The sequence below is a fragment of the Glaciimonas sp. CA11.2 genome, from assembly GCF_034314045.1.
Classification (GTDB): domain Bacteria; phylum Pseudomonadota; class Gammaproteobacteria; order Burkholderiales; family Burkholderiaceae_D; genus Glaciimonas.
In genome coordinates this window covers 1,654,996-1,681,709 of sequence record NZ_JAVIWL010000001.1, presented here as the reverse complement: position 1 = coordinate 1,681,709, position 26,714 = coordinate 1,654,996, and the positions used below count along the sequence as shown (strand labels likewise).

At 48.3% G+C, this 26,714-nt stretch carries 28 protein-coding genes and 3 tRNA genes; 13 read left to right on the top strand and 18 right to left on the bottom strand.

The features are described from left to right. Positions 1-405 precede the first annotated feature (405 nt). Both RGU75_RS07230 and RGU75_RS07225 read left to right on the top strand, forming a co-directional pair. The gene (locus RGU75_RS07230; protein ID WP_322234430.1) at positions 406-804 is read left to right on the top strand and encodes a hypothetical protein; all 399 of its coding nucleotides are present in this window, start codon (positions 406-408) and stop codon (positions 802-804) included. Positions 805-823: 19 nt separating this feature from the next. Beyond that, positions 824-1,402 carry a hypothetical protein gene (locus RGU75_RS07225; protein WP_322234428.1) on the top strand — a complete coding sequence of 193 codons (579 nt, stop codon included), beginning with the start codon at positions 824-826 and terminating at the stop codon, positions 1,400-1,402. A gap of 537 nt (positions 1,403-1,939) precedes the next feature. Here RGU75_RS07225 and RGU75_RS07220 read toward each other — a convergent pair. The 3 genes from RGU75_RS07220 to RGU75_RS07210 are packed head-to-tail and all read right to left on the bottom strand — an operon-like array spanning position 1,940 to position 3,677. Next, the gene (locus tag RGU75_RS07220; RefSeq protein ID WP_416186793.1) at positions 1,940-2,602 is read right to left on the bottom strand and encodes a DUF799 domain-containing protein; all 663 of its coding nucleotides are present in this window, start codon (positions 2,600-2,602) and stop codon (positions 1,940-1,942) included. A gap of 10 nt (positions 2,603-2,612) precedes the next feature. Beyond that, on the bottom strand, positions 2,613-2,975 hold the full coding sequence (locus RGU75_RS07215) for a DUF4810 domain-containing protein (protein ID WP_322234425.1): 363 nt from the start codon (positions 2,973-2,975) through the stop codon (positions 2,613-2,615). A gap of 15 nt (positions 2,976-2,990) precedes the next feature. Then, the gene (locus RGU75_RS07210) at positions 2,991-3,677 is read right to left on the bottom strand and encodes a CsgG/HfaB family protein (protein WP_322234423.1); all 687 of its coding nucleotides are present in this window, start codon (positions 3,675-3,677) and stop codon (positions 2,991-2,993) included. Between the two features lie 511 nt (positions 3,678-4,188). Between RGU75_RS07210 and pilV the strand changes: the two genes are divergently transcribed. From pilV to RGU75_RS07195, 3 genes are read left to right on the top strand one after another with little or no spacing between them, the layout of a single operon-like run. Continuing rightward, entirely contained in the window at positions 4,189-4,743 is a 555-nt protein-coding gene (gene pilV / locus RGU75_RS07205; RefSeq protein WP_322240311.1) for a type IV pilus modification protein PilV, read from the top strand. Further along, positions 4,740-5,315: a pilus assembly PilX family protein gene (locus RGU75_RS07200; RefSeq protein ID WP_322234420.1), complete on the top strand. Its 576-nt coding sequence runs from the start codon at positions 4,740-4,742 to the stop codon at positions 5,313-5,315. The genes pilV and RGU75_RS07200 overlap by 4 nt, the downstream gene beginning before the upstream one ends. A gap of 30 nt (positions 5,316-5,345) precedes the next feature. Continuing rightward, on the top strand, positions 5,346-7,289 hold the full coding sequence (locus RGU75_RS07195) for a pilus assembly protein (RefSeq protein ID WP_322234418.1): 1,944 nt from the start codon (positions 5,346-5,348) through the stop codon (positions 7,287-7,289). Between the two features lie 293 nt (positions 7,290-7,582). Here RGU75_RS07195 and RGU75_RS07190 read toward each other — a convergent pair. Beyond that, a tRNA-Arg gene (locus RGU75_RS07190) sits at positions 7,583-7,658 on the bottom strand. A 186-nt stretch (positions 7,659-7,844) separates the two neighbouring features. Here RGU75_RS07190 and RGU75_RS07185 point away from each other — a divergent pair. Next, positions 7,845-8,435 carry a c-type cytochrome gene (locus RGU75_RS07185; protein ID WP_322234415.1) on the top strand — a complete coding sequence of 197 codons (591 nt, stop codon included), beginning with the start codon at positions 7,845-7,847 and terminating at the stop codon, positions 8,433-8,435. 125 nt (positions 8,436-8,560) lie between these two features. On the opposite strand, the gene RGU75_RS07180 is transcribed toward RGU75_RS07185, so the two are convergent. From RGU75_RS07180 to RGU75_RS07145, 8 genes are all read right to left on the bottom strand, one after another. Beyond that, positions 8,561-9,232 (bottom strand): OmpA family protein, encoded by a 672-nt coding sequence (locus RGU75_RS07180; protein WP_322234412.1) that lies wholly within the window; start codon positions 9,230-9,232, stop codon positions 8,561-8,563. A 66-nt stretch (positions 9,233-9,298) separates the two neighbouring features. Further along, complete coding sequence (locus tag RGU75_RS07175) at positions 9,299-9,676, bottom strand: hypothetical protein (RefSeq protein WP_322234409.1); 378 nt, start codon at positions 9,674-9,676, stop codon at positions 9,299-9,301. 27 nt (positions 9,677-9,703) lie between these two features. Further along, entirely contained in the window at positions 9,704-10,114 is a 411-nt protein-coding gene (locus RGU75_RS07170) for a phage holin family protein (protein ID WP_322234406.1), read from the bottom strand. Between the two features lie 24 nt (positions 10,115-10,138). Further along, the gene (locus RGU75_RS07165; protein WP_322234403.1) at positions 10,139-10,441 is read right to left on the bottom strand and encodes a DUF883 family protein; all 303 of its coding nucleotides are present in this window, start codon (positions 10,439-10,441) and stop codon (positions 10,139-10,141) included. A 465-nt stretch (positions 10,442-10,906) separates the two neighbouring features. Next, positions 10,907-11,407: a hypothetical protein gene (locus RGU75_RS07160; protein WP_322234401.1), complete on the bottom strand. Its 501-nt coding sequence runs from the start codon at positions 11,405-11,407 to the stop codon at positions 10,907-10,909. 113 nt (positions 11,408-11,520) lie between these two features. Beyond that, positions 11,521-11,931 carry a nucleoside diphosphate kinase regulator gene (rnk, locus tag RGU75_RS07155; protein WP_322234398.1) on the bottom strand — a complete coding sequence of 137 codons (411 nt, stop codon included), beginning with the start codon at positions 11,929-11,931 and terminating at the stop codon, positions 11,521-11,523. Between the two features lie 196 nt (positions 11,932-12,127). Further along, entirely contained in the window at positions 12,128-12,616 is a 489-nt protein-coding gene (locus RGU75_RS07150) for a hypothetical protein (protein WP_322234395.1), read from the bottom strand. A gap of 105 nt (positions 12,617-12,721) precedes the next feature. After that, positions 12,722-13,147 (bottom strand): PACE efflux transporter, encoded by a 426-nt coding sequence (locus tag RGU75_RS07145; RefSeq protein ID WP_322234393.1) that lies wholly within the window; start codon positions 13,145-13,147, stop codon positions 12,722-12,724. 403 nt (positions 13,148-13,550) lie between these two features. Here RGU75_RS07145 and RGU75_RS07140 point away from each other — a divergent pair. The 3 genes from RGU75_RS07140 to RGU75_RS07130 all read left to right on the top strand — a co-directional run bounded on the left by RGU75_RS07140 (position 13,551) and on the right by RGU75_RS07130 (position 16,155). Continuing rightward, positions 13,551-13,626, top strand: a tRNA-Val gene (locus tag RGU75_RS07140). Between the two features lie 40 nt (positions 13,627-13,666). Then, positions 13,667-13,743 (top strand) — tRNA-Asp (locus RGU75_RS07135). A 1,311-nt stretch (positions 13,744-15,054) separates the two neighbouring features. Continuing rightward, positions 15,055-16,155, top strand: coding sequence for a diguanylate cyclase (locus tag RGU75_RS07130; protein WP_322234390.1), 1,101 nt, complete (start codon positions 15,055-15,057; stop codon positions 16,153-16,155). Between the two features lie 53 nt (positions 16,156-16,208). Here the strand turns inward: RGU75_RS07130 and RGU75_RS07125 are convergent, their stop codons facing one another. From RGU75_RS07125 to RGU75_RS07115, 3 genes are all read right to left on the bottom strand, one after another. Continuing rightward, positions 16,209-17,108, bottom strand: coding sequence for a recombination-associated protein RdgC (locus RGU75_RS07125; RefSeq protein WP_322234386.1), 900 nt, complete (start codon positions 17,106-17,108; stop codon positions 16,209-16,211). Between the two features lie 322 nt (positions 17,109-17,430). Then, a complete protein-coding gene (locus tag RGU75_RS07120; RefSeq protein WP_322234384.1) occupies positions 17,431-17,718 on the bottom strand; it encodes a DUF4404 family protein in 288 nt (95 codons plus the stop codon). A gap of 145 nt (positions 17,719-17,863) precedes the next feature. Beyond that, positions 17,864-19,927, bottom strand: a complete 2,064-nt coding sequence (locus RGU75_RS07115; protein ID WP_322234382.1) for a UvrD-helicase domain-containing protein — start codon at positions 19,925-19,927, stop codon at positions 17,864-17,866. Between the two features lie 188 nt (positions 19,928-20,115). Here RGU75_RS07115 and RGU75_RS07110 point away from each other — a divergent pair, with 188 nt between their 5' ends. Beyond that, positions 20,116-20,589 carry an SRPBCC family protein gene (locus RGU75_RS07110; protein WP_322234378.1) on the top strand — a complete coding sequence of 158 codons (474 nt, stop codon included), beginning with the start codon at positions 20,116-20,118 and terminating at the stop codon, positions 20,587-20,589. 78 nt (positions 20,590-20,667) lie between these two features. After that, a complete protein-coding gene (locus RGU75_RS07105; protein WP_322234375.1) occupies positions 20,668-20,952 on the top strand; it encodes a chorismate mutase in 285 nt (94 codons plus the stop codon). A gap of 51 nt (positions 20,953-21,003) precedes the next feature. Here RGU75_RS07105 and RGU75_RS07100 read toward each other — a convergent pair whose 3' ends face one another. Both RGU75_RS07100 and RGU75_RS07095 read right to left on the bottom strand, forming a co-directional pair. Further along, on the bottom strand, positions 21,004-21,534 hold the full coding sequence (locus RGU75_RS07100; RefSeq protein WP_322234372.1) for a hypothetical protein: 531 nt from the start codon (positions 21,532-21,534) through the stop codon (positions 21,004-21,006). A 3-nt stretch (positions 21,535-21,537) separates the two neighbouring features. Next, entirely contained in the window at positions 21,538-22,698 is a 1,161-nt protein-coding gene (locus RGU75_RS07095; RefSeq protein ID WP_416186853.1) for an MGDG synthase family glycosyltransferase, read from the bottom strand. Between the two features lie 306 nt (positions 22,699-23,004). On the opposite strand from RGU75_RS07095, the gene RGU75_RS07090 reads away from it, so the two are divergent. Continuing rightward, positions 23,005-23,904 (top strand): DMT family transporter, encoded by a 900-nt coding sequence (locus RGU75_RS07090; RefSeq protein ID WP_322234368.1) that lies wholly within the window; start codon positions 23,005-23,007, stop codon positions 23,902-23,904. Between the two features lie 51 nt (positions 23,905-23,955). Here RGU75_RS07090 and RGU75_RS07085 read toward each other — a convergent pair whose 3' ends face one another. Next, positions 23,956-24,552, bottom strand: coding sequence for a nitroreductase family protein (locus RGU75_RS07085; RefSeq protein WP_322234365.1), 597 nt, complete (start codon positions 24,550-24,552; stop codon positions 23,956-23,958). Between the two features lie 374 nt (positions 24,553-24,926). On the opposite strand from RGU75_RS07085, the gene argS reads away from it, so the two are divergent. Further along, the gene (argS, locus tag RGU75_RS07080) at positions 24,927-26,687 is read left to right on the top strand and encodes an arginine--tRNA ligase (RefSeq protein WP_322234362.1); all 1,761 of its coding nucleotides are present in this window, start codon (positions 24,927-24,929) and stop codon (positions 26,685-26,687) included. The last annotated feature ends 27 nt before the right edge of the window (positions 26,688-26,714 follow it).

Below are 26,714 nucleotides of genomic sequence, written 5' to 3'. Positions count from 1 at the left end.
TGGTAAATTGCACTGTAATAGCTATAATTTTCATAAATAAGTATTATGAATTCGCTAAAATAGCGACATTTTTTTTAAGAGATTTTCGCTCCCCGAGCATTCTATAACCTTGCCTCTCCATTTCCATTGATTGGGGCCGGTAGGAATAAATCATGACTATCGCAGAGCGGATTGCGCTGTTCACTGAGAGCTGCGGTAACTTTCAGTGACTATGGGTTCGAGACTAACAAGAAAAAAGGGCAATGGCTTGGCAGGCTAAAATCTCAGTGATGAACTGCATAAGAAATTACCTCGACGGTCGGGTATTGCATTGGATTTTATTTCGATTTTTGTATATTTTTCTTAAGAAATTTTAATATTGCTCAGTTGAGAAACCGAATTATTTTTACTTAGAAAGAACGCCCCATGGGAAAACACCTAATTTTTTTAACGATTACCTTCACGTTATCAAGCGCTGTTTACGCCGCCACGCCTGATTGTAGGCAAACAAAAATTGAAAACACTGAAATTCAAATGTGCTTAACGCCAGGAGACATTTTTAAGCATGATGTTTACACGTTGAAAGCAGACAAGGTGATCATTTTTTCTTTAGTTGATGATTTTGTCGAAAACGTGAAGTTAAAACATACGATTCCAGATGGCCTAACAATTGAATTCCCTCTCTCAAAGCAGGGAGAGAAAAGTGTGGAGATATCAGGAGGATGCGTACCAGTTAGTAAAGATCAAGTTGAAGTTGCACGGGTTTGCAATTTTAACTGGGGAAAATACCAAATCGTCAAAGATGTACGTTTTGATTTCAAGTAAAAAAATGACGAAAAATTCTATGAAAAAAATTCTTTTAGTTCTTAACATCCCACTTATGCTTTTGGGGTGTGCTGCCATAAAAAATAATGTTACATTTCCTGAGCCAAAAGATGGCGAGCGCGCTAGAATCCGTGTCATCATTCCAAAAGTATTCAACGATTATCGAGGGTCGACTGGCTATCCGAATAGCCAATGTTTACCTAAAAACTTATCAGGTGGTGGACATATTGCGAGTAGTTATCTTTTCGGATTTGAGAAAAATTTAAACGGTCAAAAAATAGGAATACCAACCACTACATTTTCAGAAAAAAAAGGATTTGTAGCGGCGGAGGCGTACTTGTCTGCAAATAGACCTGTAATATTTACGTTTCTAATGCCTGCTGGCGCTAGTACTATGTCAACCGGAACAACAAGTTACACGAGATACTATCAAGGCTGCATGGCAAAGGTAGGTTTCACTCCAAGGGTAAATGCAGACTATGAATTGATTTTCCCATCAAGCGGATCATGTCAGTTTGAATTAAGTCGTTTAATCGTTGATAAAGATACCGTTTTAGCGAGGCCAATAACTACTGATGACGTTAGAGACTGTGATTAATCAAGCAGCTCTTAACATGCATACACATTCAAAAATTACTTTGCAATAATCAACATTTTTATTTGCAAAAAGAGTAGGTTTAGCAATCCTACTATCCCGCATATTTACAAACGCCCGCAGCCAAGCCTTCCAATCCTACGCCAGCTGCTTGTTGACGATCGCCTAAAACTGACCCATGTGATTAAATGCCCTGCTTGTTAAATAAGCAGGGGAAATAGAAGTGATCACAGTGGGTACATTAGCCAAAATTTATCGGATGCACAACTACCCCATCAACCAAGAACAATACAAAGTCTTGATGGAAACGGTATCGCAAGCACCCAACAATTTCGACTGACCCCGGCATCGCGTTGACGGCTGCGTAAATGTCAACCCCACCAGCGCCATTATGAATGGGCTCAACACAAACCTCATTGTGGACGCGTAAAAAAAAGTAGCGGCTAAGACTTAGGATGCCTACAGCGCTGACAGATCAAGGATTACCTAAAACTAGACGCATGGTGGAAAAAAAAGGGGCATGCCCCTTTTTTCGTTAGATCAATCAGTTCCGTATTTAGGTGAGTGCGGACCATACAATAAACCATTAGGCTTGTTGGTGGAGAGCAATCGTTGACTGGTGACACCAGCCACCGAGAAACCTTTATCTGTAATGTTATTGGCAATCTGCGTGATAGCTGCAGTCACTAACATACCGATCAATCCACCACTGGCGTTGTTACCTTCTTCATTACTTGATGCCGTCGCTGAACCATTCCATAAGACATCCCCAGTTCTTAAGTCGACTAGCCTCGCTTCGGCCGTTACGACCACAGCACTGTTAAGCACGGTATAAATTGCGCCGTACTTTTTTACATTTACATACAAGGCCGCATCTGCACCAAAGATTTTTTGGAGCTTGGCAGGTGCAATATCATGCATATCTCTGGCGCTTGTCAGGCCATTTTGCTTAAGCGTTTCATCTACCAAAGCCACGGGCAGTACGTAGTAACCAGCCTCACTTAACGGATAAGTTAATTGCGACAGCATGCTGTATGTCGCTTTTACATCCGGCGAGTCATTCAGAGGTGGCAATACCAAAATTGTTTTGGGACGACTTTGCTTGAATGCAGTCAGATCAATTTGCTTGACGGGTGCAACACACCCGGTAGCCAAAAGCATTACCGACAAACATACAAATCCATTTCGGATCTTTTTTAACATAGGTATTTCCTTATTTTTTTGAATTTTTTAATAGAAAATCTATGTAGGTTGCAGACTCAGGAAACAGTGTTTTTTCTGTCTCAAATTCCTGCGCCATCTGATCGTTTTTTCCGATCTCTGCATACAACATACCCAGATGCGCGTGATAGCCGGGTGGAGTCATGCCGTCTGTCGCGCGAATTTTCTGCAGATCTTGTTCTAGAATGCTGATTTGTTGTTCTGCGCCCTGTTCGCCTTTAAAGTGCTCGTATACTTGGGGCTGGTAGCCTTCCCACTGATAAAGCGTCTTTGGTGCGGTGTTGCATCCACTTAGCAAGACGCAGCCCAAGAACACAATCGGCAAAACTGATCGTTTACTAAATAATTTTTTCATGTTTTTAATCAGGCTCTAGTTATTTTTTAATGTCGGTTGCCATGTGCCAGAATCGATGGCTGAGACGAGTTTATTGATCGCTTCGCGCATCGCTAAATCGAGTACTTTTCCGTTTAACGTTGAGTCGTAGCTAGCAGTGCCGCCAAAGCCGATGATTTCACGGTTGGAAAGATTGTATTCTCCCGCCCCTTGCGTAGAAAATACGACTTCGGAGGTCTTAATGTTGACAATATTCAGGTTGACCTTGGCATAAGCTGTTTGAATCTTTCCACGTCCAAGAATGCCAAAAAGCTGTTGGTCGCCGACTTCTTTCCGCCCAAATTCGGTGACATCGCCAGTAATGACAAAATCTGCGCCTTTGAGGTGTTGAGCTTGTTTTTTGATCGCTGCTTCCTGCTGAATTTCTTGCAGATTATCGCGATCAAGGACATTAAATCGGTTAGTTTGCTGAAGATGCGTGATCAAAATGGTCTTTGCCTGACCACCAAGACGATCAACACCATCAGAAAAAATGCCGCGCATATAACTAGAACGGTTATCAAATTTTCCGACCGCAATTTGGGTGCGCTGACCAACATACGGTTTGCCAGCAGTTTCTACCTGTTGAACAGGAACAGCCGTCGAACTTTCGGTAGCACATCCTCCCAAAACGGACAGTAATAAAACGGTAAAAATCAGCGGAAATATTTTAATTTTTTTCATGCATCGATCTCCAGATAAGGAATGAGTGAAGCTATTAATTCGTGTAAAAAAAGAGGTTATATTTTCAAAATAATACGTTGTGGATATCGCATAAATGTCGGCGATAAATTGTTAGCGCCTGGATGGTTTAGCGCATAAACCTGTCATATGCGAGACCACAAAGTTGATGAGAGAAAGTTCGCCCGAAAAATGGTTCGATGCGTTACCTTTAGTGCAAATTAATTTTTTGAGAGAGTCTAATAATGCTTTTCACTTTGGTTTCAGTTTACAAGGCTGTATTGTGTATCCAAAGTGAGTATATATACCGCCCTCACTCGCACGATTTAGGTATTTTCCCTATTGTTGAGTCAGTCCGTGATGACTATAATTTCCAGCCATTGATTCTATGAGATTAAATAATGGTTATTTGCGCTGGGTTGATGTTTTTTTGTCAGACTTTGGGTGTTGCCAAGCCGCTCATATGCTGCGTGGGAGCATTGAGCGGAAAGGCTTTGGCTAGTTGTTGGCCGCAGTGAAATTACATCATCCGGGTGGCGCTGGTCTTATTGAAGTGTTGATCGCTATCGTGATTACCGCCTTCTCTTTAATGGGTCTGGCTGGCTTACAAATGGCCGCGCTGCGATATCAAAAAGTTGCCCATTACCGTGCGATAGCCGCCACGTATAGCCACAATCTCGCTGAGCGTGTGCGCGCCAATATCCAGGGTGCGCGTGCAGGTTATTACAGTCCGGCTTTACAAAACTATCCACCCGCTAACGGCGATGTGCCGCAAGCGCCTGGCTGCGCTATTTCCTCTTCTTGTACGCATGCGGAAATTGCGGCTCTTGATATTTACGAATGGCGCACGGCGCTTGCGAATGCTATGGCTGGCGGTTGGGGTGAAATATCTGGTTCCGTGGCCAAGGGTTTCGCCGTTAGCGTGTATTTCAGAGAGCCAGGCAACCGTACGGAAAGCGAGGCAAATGACAGCGAAAGCGTGCTCAATAAAACACAATGCCGAACCGCTGCATTGAATGCTGCAACCGATCAAGATGTGCGCTGTTTTACGACGATATTCGTTCCGTGAAAGTGAATAGTGCATTGATGATGAAAGCAAACGTGCCAGTAATCTGGACGATAAAAAAACTGATCATCCAGTCACGTGGTATTGCACTACCGGTAACGCTGATTTTTCTTTTGGTGATGACGATTATTGGTGTTGCTGCAATTCGTAACGTCACTCTGGAAGAGAAAATGGCTGGAAATTTGCGGAGTCAGCAACTTGCTTTTGAAGCCGCGGAACAAATGCTCCGCTATTGCGAAAAATTAGCCCAAGAACTGTCGATATCGCATGCGGTGTTTCCACCTCAGTTACCGCAAGGTCCTATTGCCGACGGCATTAGTCAAGGGAAAAACCATTGGGAGTTGTCGGAAAACTGGCGTAGTGACGTAATTTCTATCGGCCTTCCGTCTCATATTGTTAGTAGTGTTGGCCTCGTCAAGCCGCCCCGTTGCATGATTGAAAAAATGGCGCTTACCGGTGACTACGAATTTGGCTTGAATCCTGCCGATCCCCTAAAGGCTTATCGCATTACTGCACGTGGTGTCGGCGTCACCACTAATGTGACGGTATTGTTGCAAAGTTATTTACGACTGTGATCACTATAGATTTGGAACCTGGAGAATGCCATGAGCGGAAAAAATATGTTGAGAAAAATAATCTATAGAGCAGGGATTGTATTGATCGGACTCACGATTTTTACTCCTGCTTTCGGTCGTATATCTCAGTTACCATTTTTTACTTCCGCAGGATCTTCTGGTCTGATTTATAACAATCCATTGCTCGATAACGCATCGATTGTGTATCGCGCAAGTTTTACTGCCGATGATTGGAGTGGTCAGTTAAAAGCCTATCACGCCAAGGCCGATGGTAGCGTTGGAGCACGTTTATGGGATGCAGAGAAACACATTCCTGGCTGGAAAGTGCGCAATATCGCGACTTGGAATCCAGAGACTAACAGCGCTACTGACTTTCAATGGTCCGGATTAACGGAACAACAAAAAACGACGATAGGATCGATCGAAATGTTGGCCTATGTGCGGGGCGATCCAGCCTTAGAAGCGTCGCATCAGATCGGTCATTTCAGGAGTCGTAAAAGCAGGTTAGGCGATATCGTTAATTCGCTGCCGATTTATGTTAAGAACACGCATTTGGGTTATACGGCTTTGGCGGATATTCACGGCGGCGGAAGCATCTATCAGGATTACGAAAGGGCAAAAAGTGCGCGCACGGCGATGTTGTATGTCGGTGCAAATGACGGTATGTTGCACGCATTCGAGGCCACAACCGGTGCGGAGCGATTTGCGTATATTCCCCATGCAGTGTTTCCACATTTGCACTTACTCAGCGATCCAAATTATAAACACAAACATCACTATTTTGTCGATGGCAAGTTGACGGAAGGCGACGCTTATCTACAACGAGGAAGCGCATCAACTCCGATGTGGAAAACAATCGTCCTTGGCTCAACTGGCGCGGGTGCTAAAAGCGTTTTTGCGCTCGACGTTAGCTCGCCCGATGCTTTGAGTGCTAAGAGCGTGATGTGGGAGCGATCAGATACATTGCGCGGCGGTGTGATCGATAACGATATGGGGCATGTGTTTGGTGAGGCCGCAGTCGTGCGGTTACGTAACGGGCAGTGGGCGGCTTTATACGGAAACGGCTACGACAGCAAAAATAATAAAGCGACGCTCTATCTGGTGAATGTCGCCGATGGCTCGCTGATAAAAAAAATTCATACCGAACACGGGGGGAAAACCGCACCAAACGGGTTGTCAACGCCAGCCCTGCTCTTTAACGCTCACAGAGAAGTTATCGCCGCCTATGCCGGTGATTTACGCGGCAATGTGTGGAAATTCGATTTGGAAAGCACCGATCCGCATGCGTGGACTGTCGGTTATCAACGTCGGCCATTGTATGTCGCGCATGATCGCCAGGGAAAGCCTCAGCCGATTGTTCAACAGCCGGTGATGGCACGTCATCCCAATGGTGGACGCATGATTATGTTTGGGACCGGGAAGTTATTCGAGATAAGCGATCCTGCGGATACCCAGGTTCAGGCAGTTTATGCCTTATGGGAGAAGCCTGATGGCGTGACGACCATTGATGGCGCCTATCAGTTGCAGCAACAAACGCTCTCCCGTATTGAGGGCGGTCGGACGATCAGCAAAAATGCTATTAACTGGCGTAATCAGCGCGGATGGTATGTTGAACTCCCGGATCGGGGTGAGCGCGTGGTTGGAAAATTACAAATACTGAATGGCATGTTGGTTATTATGACAATGACACCCGGCGTCCATACCGGTTTGGATAATGCGCCTTCTTCAGAGCTTATGTTAATAGATTTCACGACCGGTAGCACGCCGTCAAAAGCGCCATTTCCAACCTTGCCACCGCATCAGATGTCGATTCGCGTGCCAGCTTCAATATCGTCGCCGGTAATCGTAACCCAACCTAATGGCAAGCGCGGTTTAGTTATTCAGGCTATGGATGGCAGGGTGAAAATTGTTCCTCTGGCAGTGACGCCGAGGATACTTTTAAGAACCTGGCATCAGCTTGCTGTACCTTTTTAGGCGGTGAATAGGGATGCCACGTCAGTCCACCTTAGATTCCCGGTTCATCCCGTTATGTTGCCTTAATTTGCCCGACTTGGCATTCCGAAATTCGTGATGAGAAACGGTCTTGCATAAAATACTGCACTTAAAATTTCGTTAATTAAATTAAACGCTGTATAGATATCAAGCCATTGCATTCGTATTTATCGAGAGGGGTTACGCAGCGGTTACACGAAGCGATGTCGGCCGTAGAAAACAAAAAAGAGCCACGGGCACCAAGCGCGTAACTCTTTGATATTTATACTTTTCATTGGTGCGGCTGGCTGGAATCGAACCAGCGACCCTTGGCTTCGGAGGCCAATACTCTATCCACTGAGCTACAGCCGCATATGAGAGGTACGAAGGATACCGTTTTTCGGTGTGTTCGTCCATGAATTACGTTGCTTTATCGTCCCAAATTGTGATTATTACGACTATAATCAAGGGTTTGGCGAGAGACCGTGCGTTGTTCTGTCTTTTTTTACGCGCGTCTGTATTTGCCCACCGGTTTTTGAAAATTGTACTGAGGGAAACATGAGCGACGCACACAACGAAGAACAATCTGCAATCAAGACGCCAAAACAGTTGATTATCGCTATTCTGGCAGGCTTTTTAGTCCCTATTATTTGTATCGTGCTATTGGTGGAGTTCGTCACCAATGCGCAAAAAACGGGGGCTGGATCTGAGGGACAGACTCCGGAAGCGATAGCAACCCGATTGAAGCCAGTCGCGGATGAAGGTTTTACTTTTAAAGACGTTAATGCACCACGGATATTTTTGACTGGTGAAGAAGTGTACAAGTCGACTTGCGTCGCTTGCCATGGTAGCGGTGCCGCTGGCGCGCCTAAATTTGGCGATGTAAGTGCATGGGGACCGCGCCTTGCGGATGGCGAGGACAAAGTGATTGGTTATGCGATTAACGGTTTGCGTGCGATGCCAGCCAAAGGTGGTAACCCTGATCTTGATGATGTTGAAGTCGCCCGCGCAGTAGTCTTCATGGTGAATGCATCGGGTGGAAAGTTTAAAGACCCAGTTGTTCCAGCGCCTGCTGCCGCGGCTGCGTCTGGCTCGGCTTCCGCGAGCGCTGTTGCTGCTCCGGTTGCTGCTTCTGCTTCTGCAAAGTAAAATTTAACTCACGTGCAGTGAGTTAAATTACGAACGCATTAAAAAGCCGACTCATTGAGTCGGCTTTTTGTTGGGCAATCGCAACCGGCTTTAATCGTATTCACCGGTTACTTTTAACTCAGCTACTAGCGTTGCTGAGTTTGTTGTGGTTCTGCGACGTAAATTTCAACGCGGCGATTTTGTGCGCGATTGAAGCTGGTGTCGTTGGACGCTACTGGCTCATGCGAGCCTCGGCCTTCGATGCCAAAACGATTTGGTGAGATACCGCGTGCTGTCAAATAGTTGCGCGTACTTGCTGCACGTTGTAACGACAGAGGATCATTGATTGCATCACTGCCGGTATTGTCGGTATGGCCGATGATGGTGACCGTGGTGGCAGTATTGTCGGCCAACGTCGTCGCAAATCGTTCCAGAATAGGTCGGAAGTTAGGCGTGATATCGGCACGGCCGGTCGCGAACGAAACATCACTAGGTATTGCCAGTTTCAAGCGGTTATCCGCAGTCTGGCTGACTTGCACGCCGGTACCTTGGGTGGCTTGTTGCATTGCCTGTTTCTGCTTTTCCATCTTGTTTGACCAGATATTGCCAGCAACCGCGCCGATAGCACCGCCGATGGCTGCTCCGCCGAGTGCGCGCCCACCGCCGCCCGGGCCGGTTACGGCACCGAGTAGTGCGCCGATACCTGCACCAACACCTGCGCCGGTTGCCGTGCCGCGCTCCGTATCTGACATGTTTGCGCATCCTGCAGTCGCCAGGGTGACTGCTAATGCTGCTGCGCCGAGCTTGAATTTATTCATTTTTCCCTCATTAATTAAGCGATGTTTCCTAAATGATACATCAGCATAGTCTTGCTGAGTTTCCGACTATTCGTTATCGGCTACTTTTTTATCGCGATTACTCAAGTAAGCAGCGGTGCTTGCGGCTGCGATCAGGATGCCGCCCACAAATAGGGATTTACGGATCGGACGCTTTGATAAGATGGATACACCGGTCACCAATATCGGCGCCAATGATTGCAAACGAGAGAGGGAGAAAAGGCTTGGTTGTTTTGTCATCATTGCGTAAGCCGTTCCGGCAATCCGACCTAACAGACCTTTGCTTAGCGCCCCGCCCGACATATTTAATCTGACGCCATCCCGACAGCGCAAAATTTCGTCACGGTATGCGCCGCCTTCTCGTAACAATTGCAGTTTGCGTTGCGCTAAAGAGCGCTTTCTATCGGCGTGAGATTCAGAATTCATATCTGACCTTCTTGTGAGAGTATAGCGTCAAAGTAGCGCATCCCGATCCTGCCGAAGTTCGTGCATGGTTTGCGGTAGGCCGATACGGCCCTGGCGCAAAATGGTGCGCACGTAGAGGCCCATGGCGATGGCGACGATACTAAATAGCGCGGCCAAAATCAGAAGTATTTTCCAGCCCAATGCGTCCCAAGCAAGCACTACGACAAGGCCGCTCCAAAATGCCAACGCAAACAATAACGCCAGGATGCCCAGAGAGAAAACCAGGAGCAATTTGACGATATGCGAGCCAATTTCGGTGAACTCCAGTGCGGCAAGTTCAATCCGGCTGATAATTAGCGCGAACATGTTTTTGGCGATGCCAACCATACCAGACATGAGCCCTGGTTGATGGGGCGCTGATTGTTTGGTATTGGAATGCTTGGATGTTGCGTTGTCCATGCTCGCCTGATGGTTAAGTTGCGGTTATTTACGGGAAATAATAAGCCCAAGGAGCAGGCCAATGGTAGCCGATACCACGACCGCACCCCAAGGGTTTTCATGGACATAGTCGTCTGTGGAGGCCGCAATTTCTTTGCCGGTTTCGAGGGCTGCGGTCTGTACATCCTGGGCTTTTGCTACCGCTGTATCGAGCAGTTCCAGTCCCTTATTGCGTAGCACCTCCGCTTTATCGCCAGTGCTGGCTGCTGCCTCATGAAACAGGTCCTGCGCGTCTTTTACCAATGATCTGATATCGCCGCGTGTGGTCTTAAAGCTCGATTTATACATCGTTGGCTCCTTGCCAATAAAATACTAGTATAACGAATAGCATCCTGAAAATCTGCCTATCGCGGTTAATGTTCTTGTTTTTTAAATCACTTCTAATGCCAGATTGGAGTGACACGAAGGCAATTGGTTGCAATATATATTTAGCAACATCGAATTAATTGATATTCCATTCGAGTAATTATTTTAATGCCGCTGGAAAATTGAATGCGAGGCAATAAAATGCGTTCAGATGGAATGTTAATCAAAATCTGATATGCCAAAGTTCATCAACAATAATCCAGAAATTCCCGTTTTTGTACTCACGTATGTGATCAAGCGAAAATTCATGACGACATGAGCGGGGATGACGCACCCTCCATGGCTTTGCCACCGGCGATATTAATCAAGTTATGTGACCTTCGTTTTTAATCATCACTGAAGCGCAGGGATCGTATGAATCAAGTGCCGCCGGTAAGTAAGTGGTTACTAATTTGTTTTGGATCTTAGTTCAGCAATGGTTTCAATATTCCCAATTTGTATGATGATAGGGCGCAGCGACATCGTTGGTTGGGTCGGCCGCCAGGCAAATAGCCATTCCTTTTGTATGGCGTTCCCCTGATTTTTTGTGAAGGCAGCGCCCAATGGATTAGGTTTGCCGTAAGAAATCGCACCGTCGATGCCGGTCCAACTCGGCAACAGGCGTTGCGCTGCGCGATGGATGCGTTCTCCAAATTCTTCGGGATCATTGATCACCAGACAACAGTCGCTATTGGCAAACTCGTTATATAGCGCATCATCCGCGGCGCAACTCAAGCTGAGAGTGAGCAGTTGCGGCGAGGCGCGGGATGGATTATGCAAATGATTTATTTGCAAACTTTCCACAGGAGGACGCAGACGGAATTCTCCGAGCGTCAAAGCCCGTTCGAGCCACTGTCGTTCGGAATACCGGTAAAGCTTGGATGGGCGCTGATAATCTGCGGTTGACATGATGGCCTATTACAATTGTGAGGTAAGAAATTGATGAGATAGAAACGTTTTTGGCGTCGAAAAACACGCAGCCATAATGATAATGGACGTGCCAATAATACTCAAAAACAATGTTAAAGGTGAAATTCGCCGTTGGCTTCCGGCTGATAAGTGACTTCTAATACACGCAACTGACATTCACGTCCGACCGGACCCTGCCAGGCAATCGATTGACCGACTGATAAGCCGAGTAAGGCACCGCCAACTGGTGCCAGAATAGACACGGCGTCGAGCGATTTTGCCTGGTGCGGATACACTAATGTTAAGACGTGTTCTGTTTGGGTCTTATCGTCTATAAAACGCACAGCAGAATTCATCGTGACGACGTCTGCCGGAATATCTTCAGGGTTGACTACTCGTGCGCGGCGCAGTGTCTCATTTAACAACTCCACTGCCGCAACATTGCGATAGGTCTGCGATTCCAGCAATTGCTCAATCCGCTCCATATCGAAACTAGAGAGGGTTATTGGTGGTTTAACTTCCATGATGATTTCTCTTTAAATAAGCGAATGAACTTGCTAAGACAAAACGTACCGACATCATTCTGCGAATACGCTTAGGAAGTTTTGCTATAAGGTCTGATGGTAGGCGAGATGCAGAGGAGACGCAAGCCACCACCATTGTGTCCCCTCGTTACGTCAGATAAAGTCTTAACGTCGCCTATTTTGATTGCATTTGTATTTATTCGTCCATTTGCGCATCGGCTATGGAGCGCAATTGAAAGCGGCCATCAGTGTTAAATAGCCAGCTTTCGGAAATTTCTATCTCGCCCTTGCGTAATAAGTCCCTATCAGGCTTCGGAAAAGGTGCTGCGTTTTTTACCGAGAGCATGGCGACCGCTTCGGCGGCACGGTCTTTGTTAGTGCGCATAATTTGCGTGCGTAATAACTGGCCATCAGCATCGATATAAAACTTCAATACGATTACCGCCCTCAACAACGCTTGCGGCCGACCGATATACACTTTGGTGGAGTTGACCGCAACAATACGTTGGGCAAGATTGCGTTTATAACCATCTATCGTCGTTGTATTCGTGGGTGTGGCAGCATTCGCCGGGATAGTCGGCGAGTTATTGCTAAGTCGATCTATTAGTCCACTGACGCAACCGGCGAGGCTTATCGAGATAAGTGCCATGAGGCACATGGTAACAGTCGACGCCTTGCGTTTCATAGGTCACCTCGGGATCGAACTATTCGAACAAAAGATCACACCTAAATATTAGCACTTTGTCAGCACTTTGTTAGCAATTTGTTAGCGCCAACGGGTGGCAATGATTTACTCAGTTCGCATCTTCAGGCGACGACGCGCGATGTCGTAGAGCCAGTTAAAGCAAAAGGCATACACCATAAAAAATACCGAAAACACCAGATCCAGCATAAATGCCTGAACCACGCTGATACTCATCCACCAGGCGGTAATGGGTAAGGCCACAGCCATGAAGCAGAGTTCAAAGCCAAGTGTATGACCCACTCTGACGGCAATGGTTCTGACCCAGCCATAACGTGTCTCAAACCATTCAAATCCATGGTTGTAGAGCATATTGCAAGCCATTGCGCAAAGTGCCAGGATCAATGCCAGCGCGCCGAAGTGAAACAGTTCTAGTCCAAGTCCGTATGACATCAACGGGACCAGAATAACGAGTGCGCCTATTTCAAAAAGTATGGCATGAAGGATACGGCGAAATAAAGTAGAGATAGTCAATCCTGAAGTATAAATGGGCGGTAACGTACAGTATAACCAACCAAATAGCGTTATGCGTCACCGTGGCGGGATACCGGGTATTCCAACTAACCTGATTGGTTATTTGAGATTTTTCCCGTTGTGGCTGCTTTGTGCGAGGTGACGGTGTGATTTAGTCGCGCAATGAGTATCCGCTGCATTGGTCTGGATGGGTGATAGTTTCTTTCGATTTTAGGATTGAAATTAAGTGGAATTCAGCGCTCTAGCCCGTCAGATGACTAGGTTTAATGCGGCCGGCCATGATCGGTTTAAAGTTCTTTTAAGAATTTTTCATGAAACCCTAGACGAATAAAAAAACTCATGTATAATTCGGCCTCTCTGGGGTTGTGACAAACGCCACGGAAGTTCGGCTGAATAAGCATTTGGGTGCTTAGCTCAGTTGGTAGAGCGGCGCCCTTACAAGGCGTAGGTCGGGAGTTCGAGCCTCTCAGCACCCACCACTTAGCCGAATAGTCGTTAGGTAAGATGCAGTAAAAACAAGGAGTGGTAGTTCAGTTGGTTAGAATACCGGCCTGTCACGCCGGGGGTCGCGGGTTCGAGTCCCGTCCGCTCCGCCAACTATATGTCAAACGTTAGCCAAGTTTGCCGACAAACCCCTAAGAGCTCAAAGACTTAGGGGTTTTTTGTCGCCTGTTGCGCCCATCGTTGACCATTGACAGCCAGATTTTATGACAGTATCTAATCTACTGTCAAAATACATACTGTCATAAATGCCTAAAGTACCCACCCGTTGACTGCCGATTACCTCTAAAGCCACTCTCGCTCATTGAGGAAAAAAGTCTGTTAACTCTATGGGAAATTCAAGTTGATTTAGCGTTTCACATCGAGCCGCGCTTTGCCGACGTGAGCAGTTACAAAAGCGTGGCGAATTGAAAAACGCCTAAAGAACGGACATTCTTTTGGCGTTTAAGTAAAAGGAAATTGAGGCGGCCCCCCAATTTTCTCTTGCATGTTTTTGCTTTCAACAGCATCGGAATAGTAGGCTATCGGCCGCCGATTAAGGTCAAGCGAACTTATAGGAGGTATTTGCCATGGCTGCATGTCAATATCCAAAATCTGTCCGTGTTCGGCAATATATCCGCTTCCGTTTTGGGAAATGGAAGATGTCTGCCAGCACTGTCGGTCTTGCCGAGGTCAATTAGCGTTATTTAACTAATCAGCCAAGCTCTCCCTTCGTGGCGGGCTTTTTAACGCCGGGTGATTCATTAAATGACGGAAAATAGATGAGGGCAGGATAGGTGGTGAAGCATCTTTTTGGTACAAAGTAGTGGCAATTGCTTGCCAGGGCGATAAAGTGTCCGGGGCAGGAGGGCGGTAAATGCTAAGGATTTACTTTTGACAGTACAAGCGACAGTACATTTAGACATTGAAAATAATAGAACGTTTGTTTATAAGACTCTGCCCTGGTCGTTAGGCTCTCGTCCGCCCAAGAACAAAAAAAAAGACGCGCCTAAGTGCGTCTTTTTTCGTCTATTAATTTGTTTTGATCGGGCGTATTGTGACTATTATTGTGACGCGTATTGCTACCCGCGGTGTAACGAACATTAGGGCGCATAGAAGTGCTTTATGGCAACTTTTATAGTGCAAGCAAGACATTATTTCCATGTTTCAACACTGTTGTTTCATGTGGGAAAACCTATCTTTCATGTATTCCCAAAACTTCATTCAGTTGGCTTGCCAGCATCGCAACATCGCGCTATTGTCGGTTGCTATACTTATTTTATTATCACTTTAGGCCTTCGCCGGTAATAAATCGTTGATAGCAGTTGTGCTTAAATCGCACTCACCGTAGCAAACATAAGTATGTAACCGATTGCCAGGTAATGGAACCCGAACAACTTATTCGAATTAACAGAATCACCTGCCGTATGCTTTACTGGGTGACCTTTAGCTACGTCCTGGATACTCTGTTGCTCTCTGCCTTTGCAGCCATTGATGTGCTCGCTGCACCTCTTATTTTGATGTATGGCGCAATGGCTGTGTTGATTAACGGCATCTTCTACCTGTTGATTAAGAGCGGCTACAACCGCAGGCTAAAAGATCCAACCATGACATTGGCACAATTGATGGTGGCCGCCTTTGGACAAATCGGTTTTGTTATTTTGGTGCCAGAAGTTGGTTACCTGTTTTTGATCAACCTCTTTACCGTGTACGTCTTTGGTGTTGCGACTCTTTCTACCTTACGCTACGTCTTTAGCTGGATTATCGGAGCGTTGGGACTGGCGGTTGCGTTCTATCTGGTAGGGAGCCGACTAGGTCTTCCTGTGGGTACCTCGCAAAGTCTGTTTTTGGTCTATCTCTCTTTTACGCTGACGCTAGGGCGCTGCGTATTTATCGCTGATTATTTAACGCGTCTCGGTAAGCGTCTATCTAAAAAAAACAGTGCCTTGTTATTAGCTATGCAGCGTGTGCAAGAGTTAGCAACACGTGACGAATTGACGAATACCGAAAATCGGCGATCTCTTGGCGAAATTTTGGATTCGGAACAAAAACGTTTTCAGCGTGGTGGCGCATCGTTCTGTATTGCCATACTGGATCTGGATGGTTTTAAAACCGTCAATGACCGTTTTGGTCATCCCGTTGGCGATGAAGTTCTAAAAGCTTTCGTGCAAATCGTACGCCATGAGATGCGTCATAGCGATCATTTCGCTCGCTATGGCGGGGACGAGTTTGTATTGGTTCTGACCGGCACAACCTTATCCGATGGATTAGTAGCGCTAGAACGCATTTGTGACCAGACGGCGATATTTAACTGGCACCAATTTGGTGTGGGGATTGCCGTCACAGCCTCTATCGGCGTGACTGACTTCCGCCCAGAGGAAACCATTGCATCGGCTTTTCAGCGCGCTGACACCGCTATGTATGCCGCTAAATCGGCAGGCCGTAACCGTGTTGTCGCCAGCGGCGACCTGCAGGAGAATGGTTACGGCATCGACGATATGGGGTCTATCGATGCCGCTGCTGCCTAGTTTTATGGGCTTTTCCTGCTGTTGGTCAGTTGCTCATTAGACGTCACCGATGCTTACGCAGTCGGTTCCCCGCCTAAAGAAAACACCAAGTCACTGAGAAGTTTATTTAACTCGCCGGTCATCAGGGTCAGATCTGAGTCGAAGCGTTCGTCATCGTTTATGCTGGAAACGTCGTTTTCTTCTTTTATCACGTCAAGGGGCGCTATGCGCTTGACAGCCAGCCCTTCGGTCAACACGAAAGAAATTCGGTCGGCCCACGTCATCGCTAGGCGGGTACATTGTTTGCCCGCTGCGATATGACGCCTTACGTCTTCAGCTTCCAGCGTGTGACGCACGTAACGCACGGTGGCCTTGCCTTCACCGTTAGCGCGCAATTCAGTATCCTGATCGACCGTAAAGCCGCTTGGGGCTTCATCTGCGACCAACCAGTCGGTCATGGAGGTGAGCGGTGAATGGACGGTGCGCAAGCCTGAAACCTGCAATTTATCGACGGAACCAAGCAAAAGCTTCAACACTTCTTCGGCTTTAGCCGGGCTCGATGCGTCAACTACCAGCCAACCATTGACTGGATCAATCCAGACCCAAGTCGTGCGACGGATACTAAATGCACGCGGCAGCAGTTCGTCGGTTACCTGTTCTTTTAGGTCTTTCAGTTGTTTGCGTCCAGGCGCAAAACCTTGTTGCTCTTCAATCTCTGCCGCACGTGCCTTGGTGACCTGGTTGATGACTGTGGCTGGCAGAAGTTTTTTTTCTGTTCCGAGCGCAAGGATCAACTGGCGATTGACGACGTGTACCAACATTCCGTTGTCGCGTGGTGAAATCCAACCCTGACTTTGCATTTCTAAACTGCTGCACTCAGCAAATGCCTGCTTCGACAGAAACGCTTCCAGTTGATCGGATGAGATCGCCCAAGGCGCGGGAATACGATAAATTTGTAGATTTTTAAACCACATAATAATCTGTTTAATCCGTTAAAAAAGTGATGCGCCAATCTGCAAAACAACAAAGGGCGCAAAGGTGGGTTTGCCCATTGTTGTCGCTGCAGGGTGGCGCAAGGAAAATGATGGCAAATACGTGCGGCGCTTCAATCGGCCGCTATATCATCGTATCGACGTTTAGCACGCTAAGCGTCTTGTTTGGTAACTCCCCTTTTGCATGTAACACTGGCTACAAAGTAGGCAGCGCGGATGAGGGAAGAGGGGAAAAATACAGGCGCAATGGCAGCAACACCGTCAGCAAAAATGCTGCAATTAATGCGTCCGTTTGCCAGGTTATTTAAATGCCCATTTTTGTGAGCATATCGGCGATCTCGCGGAATACCGGTTCCAGATGTGGATGACGGACAGCCAAACGTGCTGAGATTTTTTGTGCCTGGTTGACCAGGTCGCTACTAGCTTCCTCTGTCGATACATCCGGTGTCGCGTTCGTATTGTTAGCCAATATCCTTTGTATATCTGCGTCCAATGTTTGCAGTAGCGCTTTAGTTTCAGGATCGACAGGTGCGCCGCTTTCTAGCGTTGCGTGCAGTTTTTGCAATGATTCTTTGAGGTTGTCGAGGCTCATAGTGATTTCTCTTATTTCCTGAAATGTTGCTTGGTTATCTTGGTGACAATGGTTTGCTAAATTTACTCGGCTTACGGGCATCTTCAGTGTCTGTCGTCACCAATAGATTCTCGATAGCGGTTGTTGCCAGGCTGAACCTATCATCTCATGCTACGCGCGGCTTTTGCAATAATGCTTTCAAATTCGCCAACCGGTTTTGCGGCGTAATGACTTCGTCTTCGGTCGGGACCGCATCGCCTTCGTCCAGCTTCATTTCTTTAATAAAACGCGACATGTCGCAATGCACGCTTTCCCCGGCACGCTTGCGTTTTTTGCACCAACTGACGTGTAGACTGCGCTGCGCACGGGTGATACCCACATACATCAGGCGACGTTCCTCTTCGATCCGCGCGGCGATGACCTCAATCGGTGCGTCAGGATCGCCCTTATGCGGCAATATGCCTTCCTCCACGCCGATCAGGAATACATGCGGATATTCCAGTCCCTTAGACGCATGCAAAGTCGACATCCGCACCGCGTCAGGCTCCTCGTCACGGCCATCCAGCATCGACATCAGCGCCACCATTTGGGTCAGTTCCAGCAAATTCTTCTCTTCGCCGGTGCCGTCCTTACCACCCGTCCCCTTTTCCTTGAGCCAGTTTGTAAAGTCGAGAACGTTTTGCCATTTGCTTTGGGCCTGACGATCATCGAAGCTATCGTACAGATAACCCTCGTAATTGATTTCCTTCATCATATCGTCGAGTATCGCCGCCGCATTTTCGCCGCTGCCAGCGGGGCCGATGCGGCTGGCCCGAGACTCAAGTTGATTGATAAAGTTGCCGAACTGACGTAGCGGGTAGAGCTGCCGGTCGGAGAGTTTGGCGTCAATACCGCCTTTAAAAACCGCCTCAAACAACGAGCATTGCCATTGTCCGGCGACCGTTCCCAATATTTCCAGAGTGGCCTGACCAACCCCACGTTTTGGCGTTGTGATGGCGCGGATAAACGCGGGATCGTCGTCTTCATTGGCGATCAGGCGTAAATAACTAATGATGTCTTTGATCTCGGCCTTGTCAAAAAAACTCTGACCGCCCGACATCACATAAGGGATTCGCTCGCGCCGCAGGGCTTTTTCAAAAATGCGGGCTTGATGATTGCCGCGATACAGAATCGCATAATCGGCAAACTTGGCGCGGCGCTCAAAGCGATGCGCCGATAGCATGATGGCGATCTGCTCAGCTTCCTTCTCATCATCTTCCATCCCCATGACTTTGATCGGATCACCGAGACCGTGATCGGACCAGAGCGATTTTTCAAACATTTTCGGATTGTTGCCAATGACAGCGTTGGCAGCTTGCAAAATTCTGGTCGAAGAGCGGTAATTTTGTTCCAGCTTGATCACTTTTAGATCAGGGAAGTCGACTTGCAACGTTTTCAGATTTTCAATGGTCGCGCCGCGCCATGCATAGATTGCCTGATCGTCATCGCCCACCGCTGTGAACATCGGTTTTTTGCCGACGCCGGTGACCAACAATTTCACCAATTCGTACTGGCACGTGTTGGTGTCCTGATATTCGTCCACCAGCAAATAACGCAAACGGCGCTGCCATTTGTCACGTACAACTTCGTTAGTGCGAAATAACTCGACCGGGAATCGAATCAAATCGTCAAAATCGACAGCTTGATAAGCCTTCAGTGTTGCCACATAGCTCAGATAAATACGCGCTGCCTGTGCTTCATCTTCTGTGACGGCTTGATTGAGCGCCTGCTCTGGATCAATCAAACCGTTTTTCCATAAAGACATGGCGGTCTGAATCCGGCGAATTAATTGTTTGTCTGTGGTGATCGCTAAATCTTGCACAATTGAAAAGCAATCGTCGCTATCCATGATCGAAAATCGGTCTTTTAGCCCTAACTCACGCGCTTCTTGCCGCAAAATCTTCACACCTAGCGAGTGGAATGTACTCACGGTGATGTGTTTGGCTTGCTTTGGTTCTTTTAACAACTTGGCAATCCGCTCCTGCATCTCGGTCGCGGCTTTGTTGGTAAAAGTCAGCGCCGCAATATGGCGTGGTTCATAGCCGCAATCTTCGATCAGATGCGCGATTTTTTGGGTGATGACGCGCGTCTTTCCCGAGCCAGCGCCCGCTAACACCAGGCATGGGCCGTCCATGTATTTGACGGCTTCCCGTTGTGGGGCATTGAGACCAAAATTGGGAGTAGACGACATGCGGCAACCAGAAAGAAGCAAAGCAGACTATTTTAACAGTCTGGACCATCAATGCCGCTAAGGTGACGCGAACTGTTGCGCAGACACGCGCTGATTTTTTTGTCTTACTTTTACGCTTTTGCTGGGCGCGGGCATAGTATGGGAGAATTCGGTTATCGCCATCAGGCAGTTACTTCTATTGAGTCTTTATGAAATTTGCGCATTTAATCGAAATTAATGATCCGCTTAATCCATTGATTAAGCCGTTGACCTCTGAACAACTTTGGCGCGGGCTAGTCCTGCGCGCTGAACAGCCGATGTTATTCGTTCCGCATCTGGACGCATGCCAAATCCTGGAAAAATCGATCGATTCGCTCTCGCGAGAGTTGCGTTACGGCAAAATCATCATCCGCGATATTGTGACGTATTTACCGCAATTGCAAGTGCGTTATCAGGTCCCACCGCAAGAGGAATTGTTGGGATCAAGTCTGACCATGACTATCGAGCAACCTCAACAGGACGCACTGTTTGTACGTTTTTCGTATACCGATGAATCGAGCGGGACCGCTATCAGCGCAGAAGAGGAAATGGTCGATGAGTTTCGTCGGAGCGCCTATTTACAGGCAGATATCGACACAATCCGCATAATCCGAGAATTAGTGGACAGCGATAAGCTAAACTAAGTTGTCTGATTTTTGCAGCGTGGCCTTGTTTGGCCACAAATGAAGACGCAACTTTGCACCAAAAATATGAGAGGTTCCATGTCAGATACCGTCATTAATCCGCAGTTATTACAGTTACGCGATCAAATCGATATTGTCGATGCACAGTTGGTCGCGCTGCTTGGTCAGCGCTTTGGACTGACAGCGCAAGTCGGGGTGTTAAAAAAAGAAACCGGTCTTGAAGCAAGAGATCCAGATCGGGAGCGTTTACAGATTGTAAAAGTGCGCAAGTTAGCCGCTGATTCCGGTGTCGATCCTGATTTCATAGAGAATTTGTTTCAAACCATGTTGAAAACGGTGGTCCAGAATCATCGAGAGGTTTAAGCGTTTCTGGCGACGCACGGCACCAACGGCGCATTAAAACTCGGTAATGCATTATCGATGTTGCTCAAATAGGGCGGCTTGGTTCAAGCCGGTTCTATTGTGTTTTTTGGTGCTTTTACGTTCCGCCAACCATAGCAATACCAACCCCACCGAAGAAAAGACCCAATAATCAATCGGCACTGGCCCCAACCAATGTTTGTGCCACGGCACGTCAATCGGGTTGAAGCGGCTCAGACCAAATGCCGGGTTCACCAGAAACCATAGCCAGTCTTCTGCGATCCAGAACAACATGATCGAGGCCAGAATGCGTCCTTCGGCCCTCCAGTCCCAACGTCCGTTGAACCAGATTGGATAGTGGAACACCAAGGCGATGAACGGAAATACCCACGCGTGGTAGCCGGTCATGGCGCGACCTCCCCAGAAAATATCGAGTAGCCAGTGATGCTCTATGCGCCAGGTCGGCAGATTGGCGGCCCATCCCGCGCCACCTTCAATCTGAATTTCTACGTTGGCGAAAAAATAAGCTAACAATGCGGTCCATACAAGCATGCCGATCACACGGCGAAACTGTGTCAATTGCATAAGTCAGTGAACCTGGAAATAGGAGCGTTGAACGAGTGGCGGGATCGCGGGCGGTGTTAAAGTCTCGCGCAATCCATCAAGATGGTTAAAAACAACATTTAAAACTTCTCGCCCAGCACGCGGACGGCCCAGGGCAAGGCACCGTTCGCGCAGCTCTGCAAGCAAATGTGGGTTTTGCAACAAAAGTTGTAGTCGATAATTGAGCGCGGTCAGATCTACTGCCTTTAGTGCCGCGCCTTGCTCTAACAAATAATCGGCATTGCGTTCTTCTTGCCCCGGTATCGGCGAATGGATGATCATCGGAACGCCCATCGCCAGGCACTCAGAAGTGGTCAGGCCGCCGGGTTTGGTGATCACCAGATCGGCACAAGCCATTAACTTTTCCACCTGATCAGAAAATCCGAGTGCCTTCAGGCGATGCGGATGTTGGGCCACGATGTGCTGCAAATTATTTTGTAACTCCAGATTTTTACCGGCCAACGCTACCAGCTGAAAATCGCACTCAAATCCGTTATCCTTCATGTTCAGCAAACTTTGTACTGTTTTATCCAGATCGCCAATCCCTGCACCGCCGGACATTAAGAGGATAATCGGGCGTTGTGCATCTAACCCCAAGGCTGCCGCGCACGCCACTCGCTTCAGGGTTTGCGAGAACGCTGGCATCACCGGAATGCCGGTTACATACACTGAAGTGGCAGGAATACCTTTGGCGCGCATGCGGAAGGCGACCTCTTCGCTAGCCGCAAAATAGCCTTGCATCTGGGGTTGCAGCCACATACTGTGCAGATCAAAGTCGGTGACCTGCACCCATACCGGACAAGCGAGCCGCTGGCTGCTGATTTCTCTGGAGAGCATTTCAGCGGGTAAAAAATGCGTGCAAATAATCGCGTCGGGCGCGTACAGGTTGACGGCTGCGCGCAATTTTCGAGTGCTTACGCGTTCCATCATCCTTCGCAGTTTTTGCATCGTCGCGTCGGGATGTGCGCTGTCGCTTTTTTGATAGACGTAACCCCACACCGCTGGATGACGATTTACCAGATGAAGATAAAAATCTGTGTAGATAGCGCGGAAACCGGCAGAAACATAGTCCATCGCATCCCAATGCACAATCTCGGTGCCGGGATATGCTGCCGCGCAGGCTTTTAACGCCTCCGCCGCGCGCATGTGTCCCGCACCGGCAGAAACGCTTAATAACAATATCTTTCGTTTTTTTGTCGCGTACGTGATGCTATTGATGGTCAACTCCGGCTATTGCTATTAATGGTGCTCATTGCACAAAACAGCTTGTCAGTCGCTGCATTTTTGGCAGCTTACCTACCGTTTGTGTCAGGAATGTGAAAATCGCGATGTTCCATGCCGGAATGTAACAAGTGCAATTAAATGGCGTGGCGTAGAATCGGTGGCCGTTACCATTCGCCATGAAAATGGCCATGCGCGGTTAAATCTCATTTAAATGTAGGAAGTAGAACCATGTCGACGCACCATAAACCCCTGGATGGCCTTGCCATTGGCCTGATGCTCTTGCTGTGCATTTGCTGGGGCTTCCAGCAAGTGGCGGTCAAACTGGCGCTGCCAGTGATGCCATCCACCTTGCAGATCGCTTTGCGCTCGGGCGGTGCGGCATTGCTGGTCTGCTTGTTCATGCTATGGCGAGGTGACGGATTTTCGCTACGTGACGGCACTTTTTGGCCGGGCTTGGTGGCTGGTGCATTGTTTGGCGGAGAGTTTCTGTGTGTCTCGATTGGCCTCAATTACACCACCGCATCGCATATGTCGGTTTTTCTGTATAGCGCCCCCATTTTCACCGTACTGGCGCTGCATTGGCTGGTTCCGGGCGAACGGTTGGGGTTGCTCCAATGGTGCGGTGTGCTGACTGCATTTTTAGGAATCGTGGTGGCGTTGGCGGCAGGTTTTTTTGATGGTGAGGCCACGCCTGTAAGTGTGCTTGGCGATGCGCTTGGTTTGGCAGCGGCGGCGTTTTGGGCAGCCACCATTATCGTGATCAAAAAAAGCTGTTTATCTACAGCTAAGCCGAGCAAAACATTGCTGTATCAACTAGGTGTGGCAACCGTGATGCTATTGGGTTTTGCTTTTGCTACGGGACAAGCGTCTATCGGACCAATGACGGAAGTGACGTGGATGAGTTTATTGTTTCAGACGGTTGTGATCGCTTTTGCGAGTTTTTTGACATGGTTCTGGATGTTGCGCCGTTATCTGGCGTCCCGATTGTCCGTGTTTTCGTTCTTAACGCCGCTCGTTGGCGTCGGTTTTGGGGTGTTGATACTTAACGATCCGGTGGGCTTACCGTTCGCAATCGGAGCAGTATTGGTGCTGACAGGTATCGTCATGGTGAATCGGCGGCAGAGTTGATTTTGTGCGTCTCTGCCGCCTTTGAAGTTTGCGCTTACTATCCTCCGACTTTTACGCTTTAAACGTGCCTTCCGACACTAAAGCTGAAAGCGGCAGGCGCGGACTTGGCGCTTCTTTTTCTTGCAATCCGGCTGGAAGCATTGCTTTGTCGCCGATCTTGCCGATGGCAATCACCGCTTCAATGGCAATATTTTCAGGTATCGCCAGTTCGCTGCGGGTTTTTTCCTTATCAAAGCCGGCCATGCCATGCGCATGCCAGCCTGAAAGACTGGCTTGTAGCGCCAGATAGCCCCAAGCTGAACCTGCGTCAAACGAGTGGGTTGGCGATGGTTTTTCTTCGGTTGATCCTGGTGCAGTCATCGTGGTTTTCGACAAGACGACCATCAACGCAGAAGACTTTTCAGCCCAACTACGGTTGAAATCGTTCAGCAATCCGAGCAGTTTGTCCCAATGTGGCGTGCCGCGACGTGCAAATACAAAGCGCCATGGCTGCGAATTGTAGGACGATGGCGCCCAGCGTGCCGCTTCCAGAATGGTCAACAGTTCTTGTTCTGTCATCTCATCGTTAGTGTATGCGCGGGGCGACCAGCGATTGATAAATTGTGGATCAATAGTGTGTTCGGTAACGCGTGGGTTTGATTCGGACATAAGTACTCCTGTTAGTGGTGGTGCGAAAATGACATCAGATCAACGGATGCAACGCAATGCAATTGCCTGAGTCAAACATAGGTCAACCCTGCGTCAACTTTGAATTTGCAAAGGCGCATCATCGCAAAATACCCCGCTGATCGCCAGAGTTTCCTGGATGCGAAGTATCTTATCAGCAGTTTTTAATGCGTGCAGATAGTGCAGTGTTTGGCTTAAACGTGTTTGTTTGATGACGTACTCGATTGCAGCGGAGCGGAAGTCGGTCGCTAAGCCGGTATAATCGGTCGTCTTAGATGCTGAATTAACGCAAATTAATTCGTAACGACAATCCACATCATTTCGGTCGGTTTGCCGATCCACTGAACGGAAATTCCATGCTTGCGCAACAAAAACAACACATTATTGACCTTTTTAACGCTGCGTTGCAGCCAATTATCGTTGGTACAGATGTACACCCAACCATCACGCTGGAACGTCCGCGTGACCCTGCGCATGGCGACATTGCTTGCAACATTGCCATGCAATTGGCGAAGGCACTGAAAAAAAATCCGCGTGAATTGGCGCAATCATTGGTTGCTGCCGTAATGGCGAATCCTTCACACGTTAACGTGATTGCGGGCGCTGACATTGCCGGGCCGGGGTTTATCAACTTGCGTCTGACCGCCGCAGCCAAGCAAGAAGTGGTCAAAGTGGTATTGCAACAAGGTGCGGCATTCGGGAAGAGCACTGTTGGCGAGGGCAAGAAAGTATTGGTCGAATTCGTCTCCGCCAATCCTACCGGACCATTGCACGTCGGTCATGGTCGTCAAGGCGCGCTGGGCGACGCAATGTCGTCCCTGTTTCAAACGCAGGGCTACGATGTCACCCGTGAGTTTTATTACAATGACGCCGGTGTTCAGATTGCAACACTGGCAACCTCCGTTCAGGCGCGTGCCAAAGGCAATAAACCGGGCGATACCGATTGGCCTGAATCCGCATATAACGGCGATTATATTGCCGATATCGCCCGTGATTTTCTAGCCAAAAAGACCGTAGAAGCCAGCGACGGCGAACCGGTTACCGCCAGCGGCGATCTGGACGATGTTGAGTCAATTCGTAAGTTTTCCGTCACCTATTTGCGTCGTGAGCAGGATCTGGATTTACAAGCGTTCGGCGTCAAGTTTGATAACTATTATCTTGAGTCGTCGTTGTACAAAGATGGCAAGGTCAACCACGCCGTTGAAACACTGATCGCCGCAGGTAAAACCTACGAACTCGATGGCGCACTATGGTTGCGCACCACCGACTACGGCGATGACAAAGACCGCGTGATGAAAAAATCCGACGGCACGTACACCTATTTTGTGCCGGACGTCGCCTATCATATTGTCAAATGGCAACGTGGTTTTGGTAAAGTCATCAACGTTCAGGGCAGCGATCACCACGGTACCATTGCACGGGTACGGGCCGGATTGCAAGCGGTCGACGCGGGCATTCCGCAAGGCTATCCGGATTACGTTCTGCACAAGATGGTCACCGTCATGAAAAATGGCGAGGAAGTAAAAATTTCCAAACGTGCCGGTTCTTACGTCACCGTGCGCGATTTGATCGAATGGTCTTCTGGCGATGCGGTAGCGGAAGACGGTTCCCGCGACTTGACGCGTGGCCGTGATGCCGTGCGTTTCTTCCTGATTTCACGTAAGGCCGACACCGAATTTGTATTCGATGTCGATCTGGCGCTATCCCAATCAGATGAAAATCCGGTGTATTACGTACAAATGGCGCATGCGCGGATTTGCTCAGTGCTGGCCCAATGGGACGGCGACGAGTCGACCCTCAGCGGTGTTGATCTGAGTCTGCTGACCGCACCGCGCGAAGCCTCATTGATGGCTAAACTGGCCGCCTATCCCGATATGCTGGAACACGCATTGGAAGAACTCGGCCCGCATCAGGTTGCATTCTATTTGCGGGATCTGGCCGGTGAACTGCATAGCTATTACAATGCTGAACGTGTGCTGGTCGACGACGAAGCGCTGAAGTTGGCGCGTCTGGCGCTGATGGTGGCCACGCGCCAGGTGCTGCGCAATGGTATGGCATTGATTGGTATTTCGGCACCTAACCGCATGTTGCGCGATCCGGTCGAAGTCGTTGCATAATCGAGATCGTTGTCATCGAGATCGCTG

Excerpts from the sequence above, each read along its gene's own strand:
- RGU75_RS07230 (WP_322234430.1), top strand. The coding sequence starts at position 406 with ATGGGAAAACACCTAATTTTTTTAACGATTACCTTCACGTTATCAAGC.
- RGU75_RS07225 (WP_322234428.1), top strand. The coding sequence starts at position 824 with ATGAAAAAAATTCTTTTAGTTCTTAACATCCCACTTATGCTTTTGGGG.
- RGU75_RS07220 (WP_416186793.1), bottom strand. The coding sequence starts at position 2,602 with ATGTTAAAAAAGATCCGAAATGGATTTGTATGTTTGTCGGTAATGCTT.
- RGU75_RS07215 (WP_322234425.1), bottom strand. The coding sequence starts at position 2,975 with ATGAAAAAATTATTTAGTAAACGATCAGTTTTGCCGATTGTGTTCTTG.
- RGU75_RS07210 (WP_322234423.1), bottom strand. The coding sequence starts at position 3,677 with ATGAAAAAAATTAAAATATTTCCGCTGATTTTTACCGTTTTATTACTG.
- RGU75_RS07195 (WP_322234418.1), top strand. The coding sequence starts at position 5,346 with ATGAGCGGAAAAAATATGTTGAGAAAAATAATCTATAGAGCAGGGATT.
- RGU75_RS07185 (WP_322234415.1), top strand. The coding sequence starts at position 7,845 with ATGAGCGACGCACACAACGAAGAACAATCTGCAATCAAGACGCCAAAA.
- RGU75_RS07180 (WP_322234412.1), bottom strand. The coding sequence starts at position 9,232 with ATGAATAAATTCAAGCTCGGCGCAGCAGCATTAGCAGTCACCCTGGCG.
- RGU75_RS07175 (WP_322234409.1), bottom strand. The coding sequence starts at position 9,676 with ATGAATTCTGAATCTCACGCCGATAGAAAGCGCTCTTTAGCGCAACGC.
- RGU75_RS07170 (WP_322234406.1), bottom strand. The coding sequence starts at position 10,114 with ATGGACAACGCAACATCCAAGCATTCCAATACCAAACAATCAGCGCCC.
- RGU75_RS07165 (WP_322234403.1), bottom strand. The coding sequence starts at position 10,441 with ATGTATAAATCGAGCTTTAAGACCACACGCGGCGATATCAGATCATTG.
- RGU75_RS07160 (WP_322234401.1), bottom strand. The coding sequence starts at position 11,407 with ATGTCAACCGCAGATTATCAGCGCCCATCCAAGCTTTACCGGTATTCC.
- rnk (WP_322234398.1), bottom strand. The coding sequence starts at position 11,931 with ATGGAAGTTAAACCACCAATAACCCTCTCTAGTTTCGATATGGAGCGG.
- RGU75_RS07150 (WP_322234395.1), bottom strand. The coding sequence starts at position 12,616 with ATGAAACGCAAGGCGTCGACTGTTACCATGTGCCTCATGGCACTTATC.
- RGU75_RS07130 (WP_322234390.1), top strand. The coding sequence starts at position 15,055 with ATGCTTTACTGGGTGACCTTTAGCTACGTCCTGGATACTCTGTTGCTC.
- RGU75_RS07125 (WP_322234386.1), bottom strand. The coding sequence starts at position 17,108 with ATGTGGTTTAAAAATCTACAAATTTATCGTATTCCCGCGCCTTGGGCG.
- RGU75_RS07120 (WP_322234384.1), bottom strand. The coding sequence starts at position 17,718 with ATGAGCCTCGACAACCTCAAAGAATCATTGCAAAAACTGCACGCAACG.
- RGU75_RS07115 (WP_322234382.1), bottom strand. The coding sequence starts at position 19,927 with ATGTCGTCTACTCCCAATTTTGGTCTCAATGCCCCACAACGGGAAGCC.
- RGU75_RS07110 (WP_322234378.1), top strand. The coding sequence starts at position 20,116 with ATGAAATTTGCGCATTTAATCGAAATTAATGATCCGCTTAATCCATTG.
- RGU75_RS07105 (WP_322234375.1), top strand. The coding sequence starts at position 20,668 with ATGTCAGATACCGTCATTAATCCGCAGTTATTACAGTTACGCGATCAA.
- RGU75_RS07100 (WP_322234372.1), bottom strand. The coding sequence starts at position 21,534 with ATGCAATTGACACAGTTTCGCCGTGTGATCGGCATGCTTGTATGGACC.
- RGU75_RS07095 (WP_416186853.1), bottom strand. The coding sequence starts at position 22,698 with ATGCGCGCGGCGGAGGCGTTAAAAGCCTGCGCGGCAGCATATCCCGGC.
- RGU75_RS07090 (WP_322234368.1), top strand. The coding sequence starts at position 23,005 with ATGTCGACGCACCATAAACCCCTGGATGGCCTTGCCATTGGCCTGATG.
- RGU75_RS07085 (WP_322234365.1), bottom strand. The coding sequence starts at position 24,552 with ATGTCCGAATCAAACCCACGCGTTACCGAACACACTATTGATCCACAA.
- argS (WP_322234362.1), top strand. The coding sequence starts at position 24,927 with ATGCTTGCGCAACAAAAACAACACATTATTGACCTTTTTAACGCTGCG.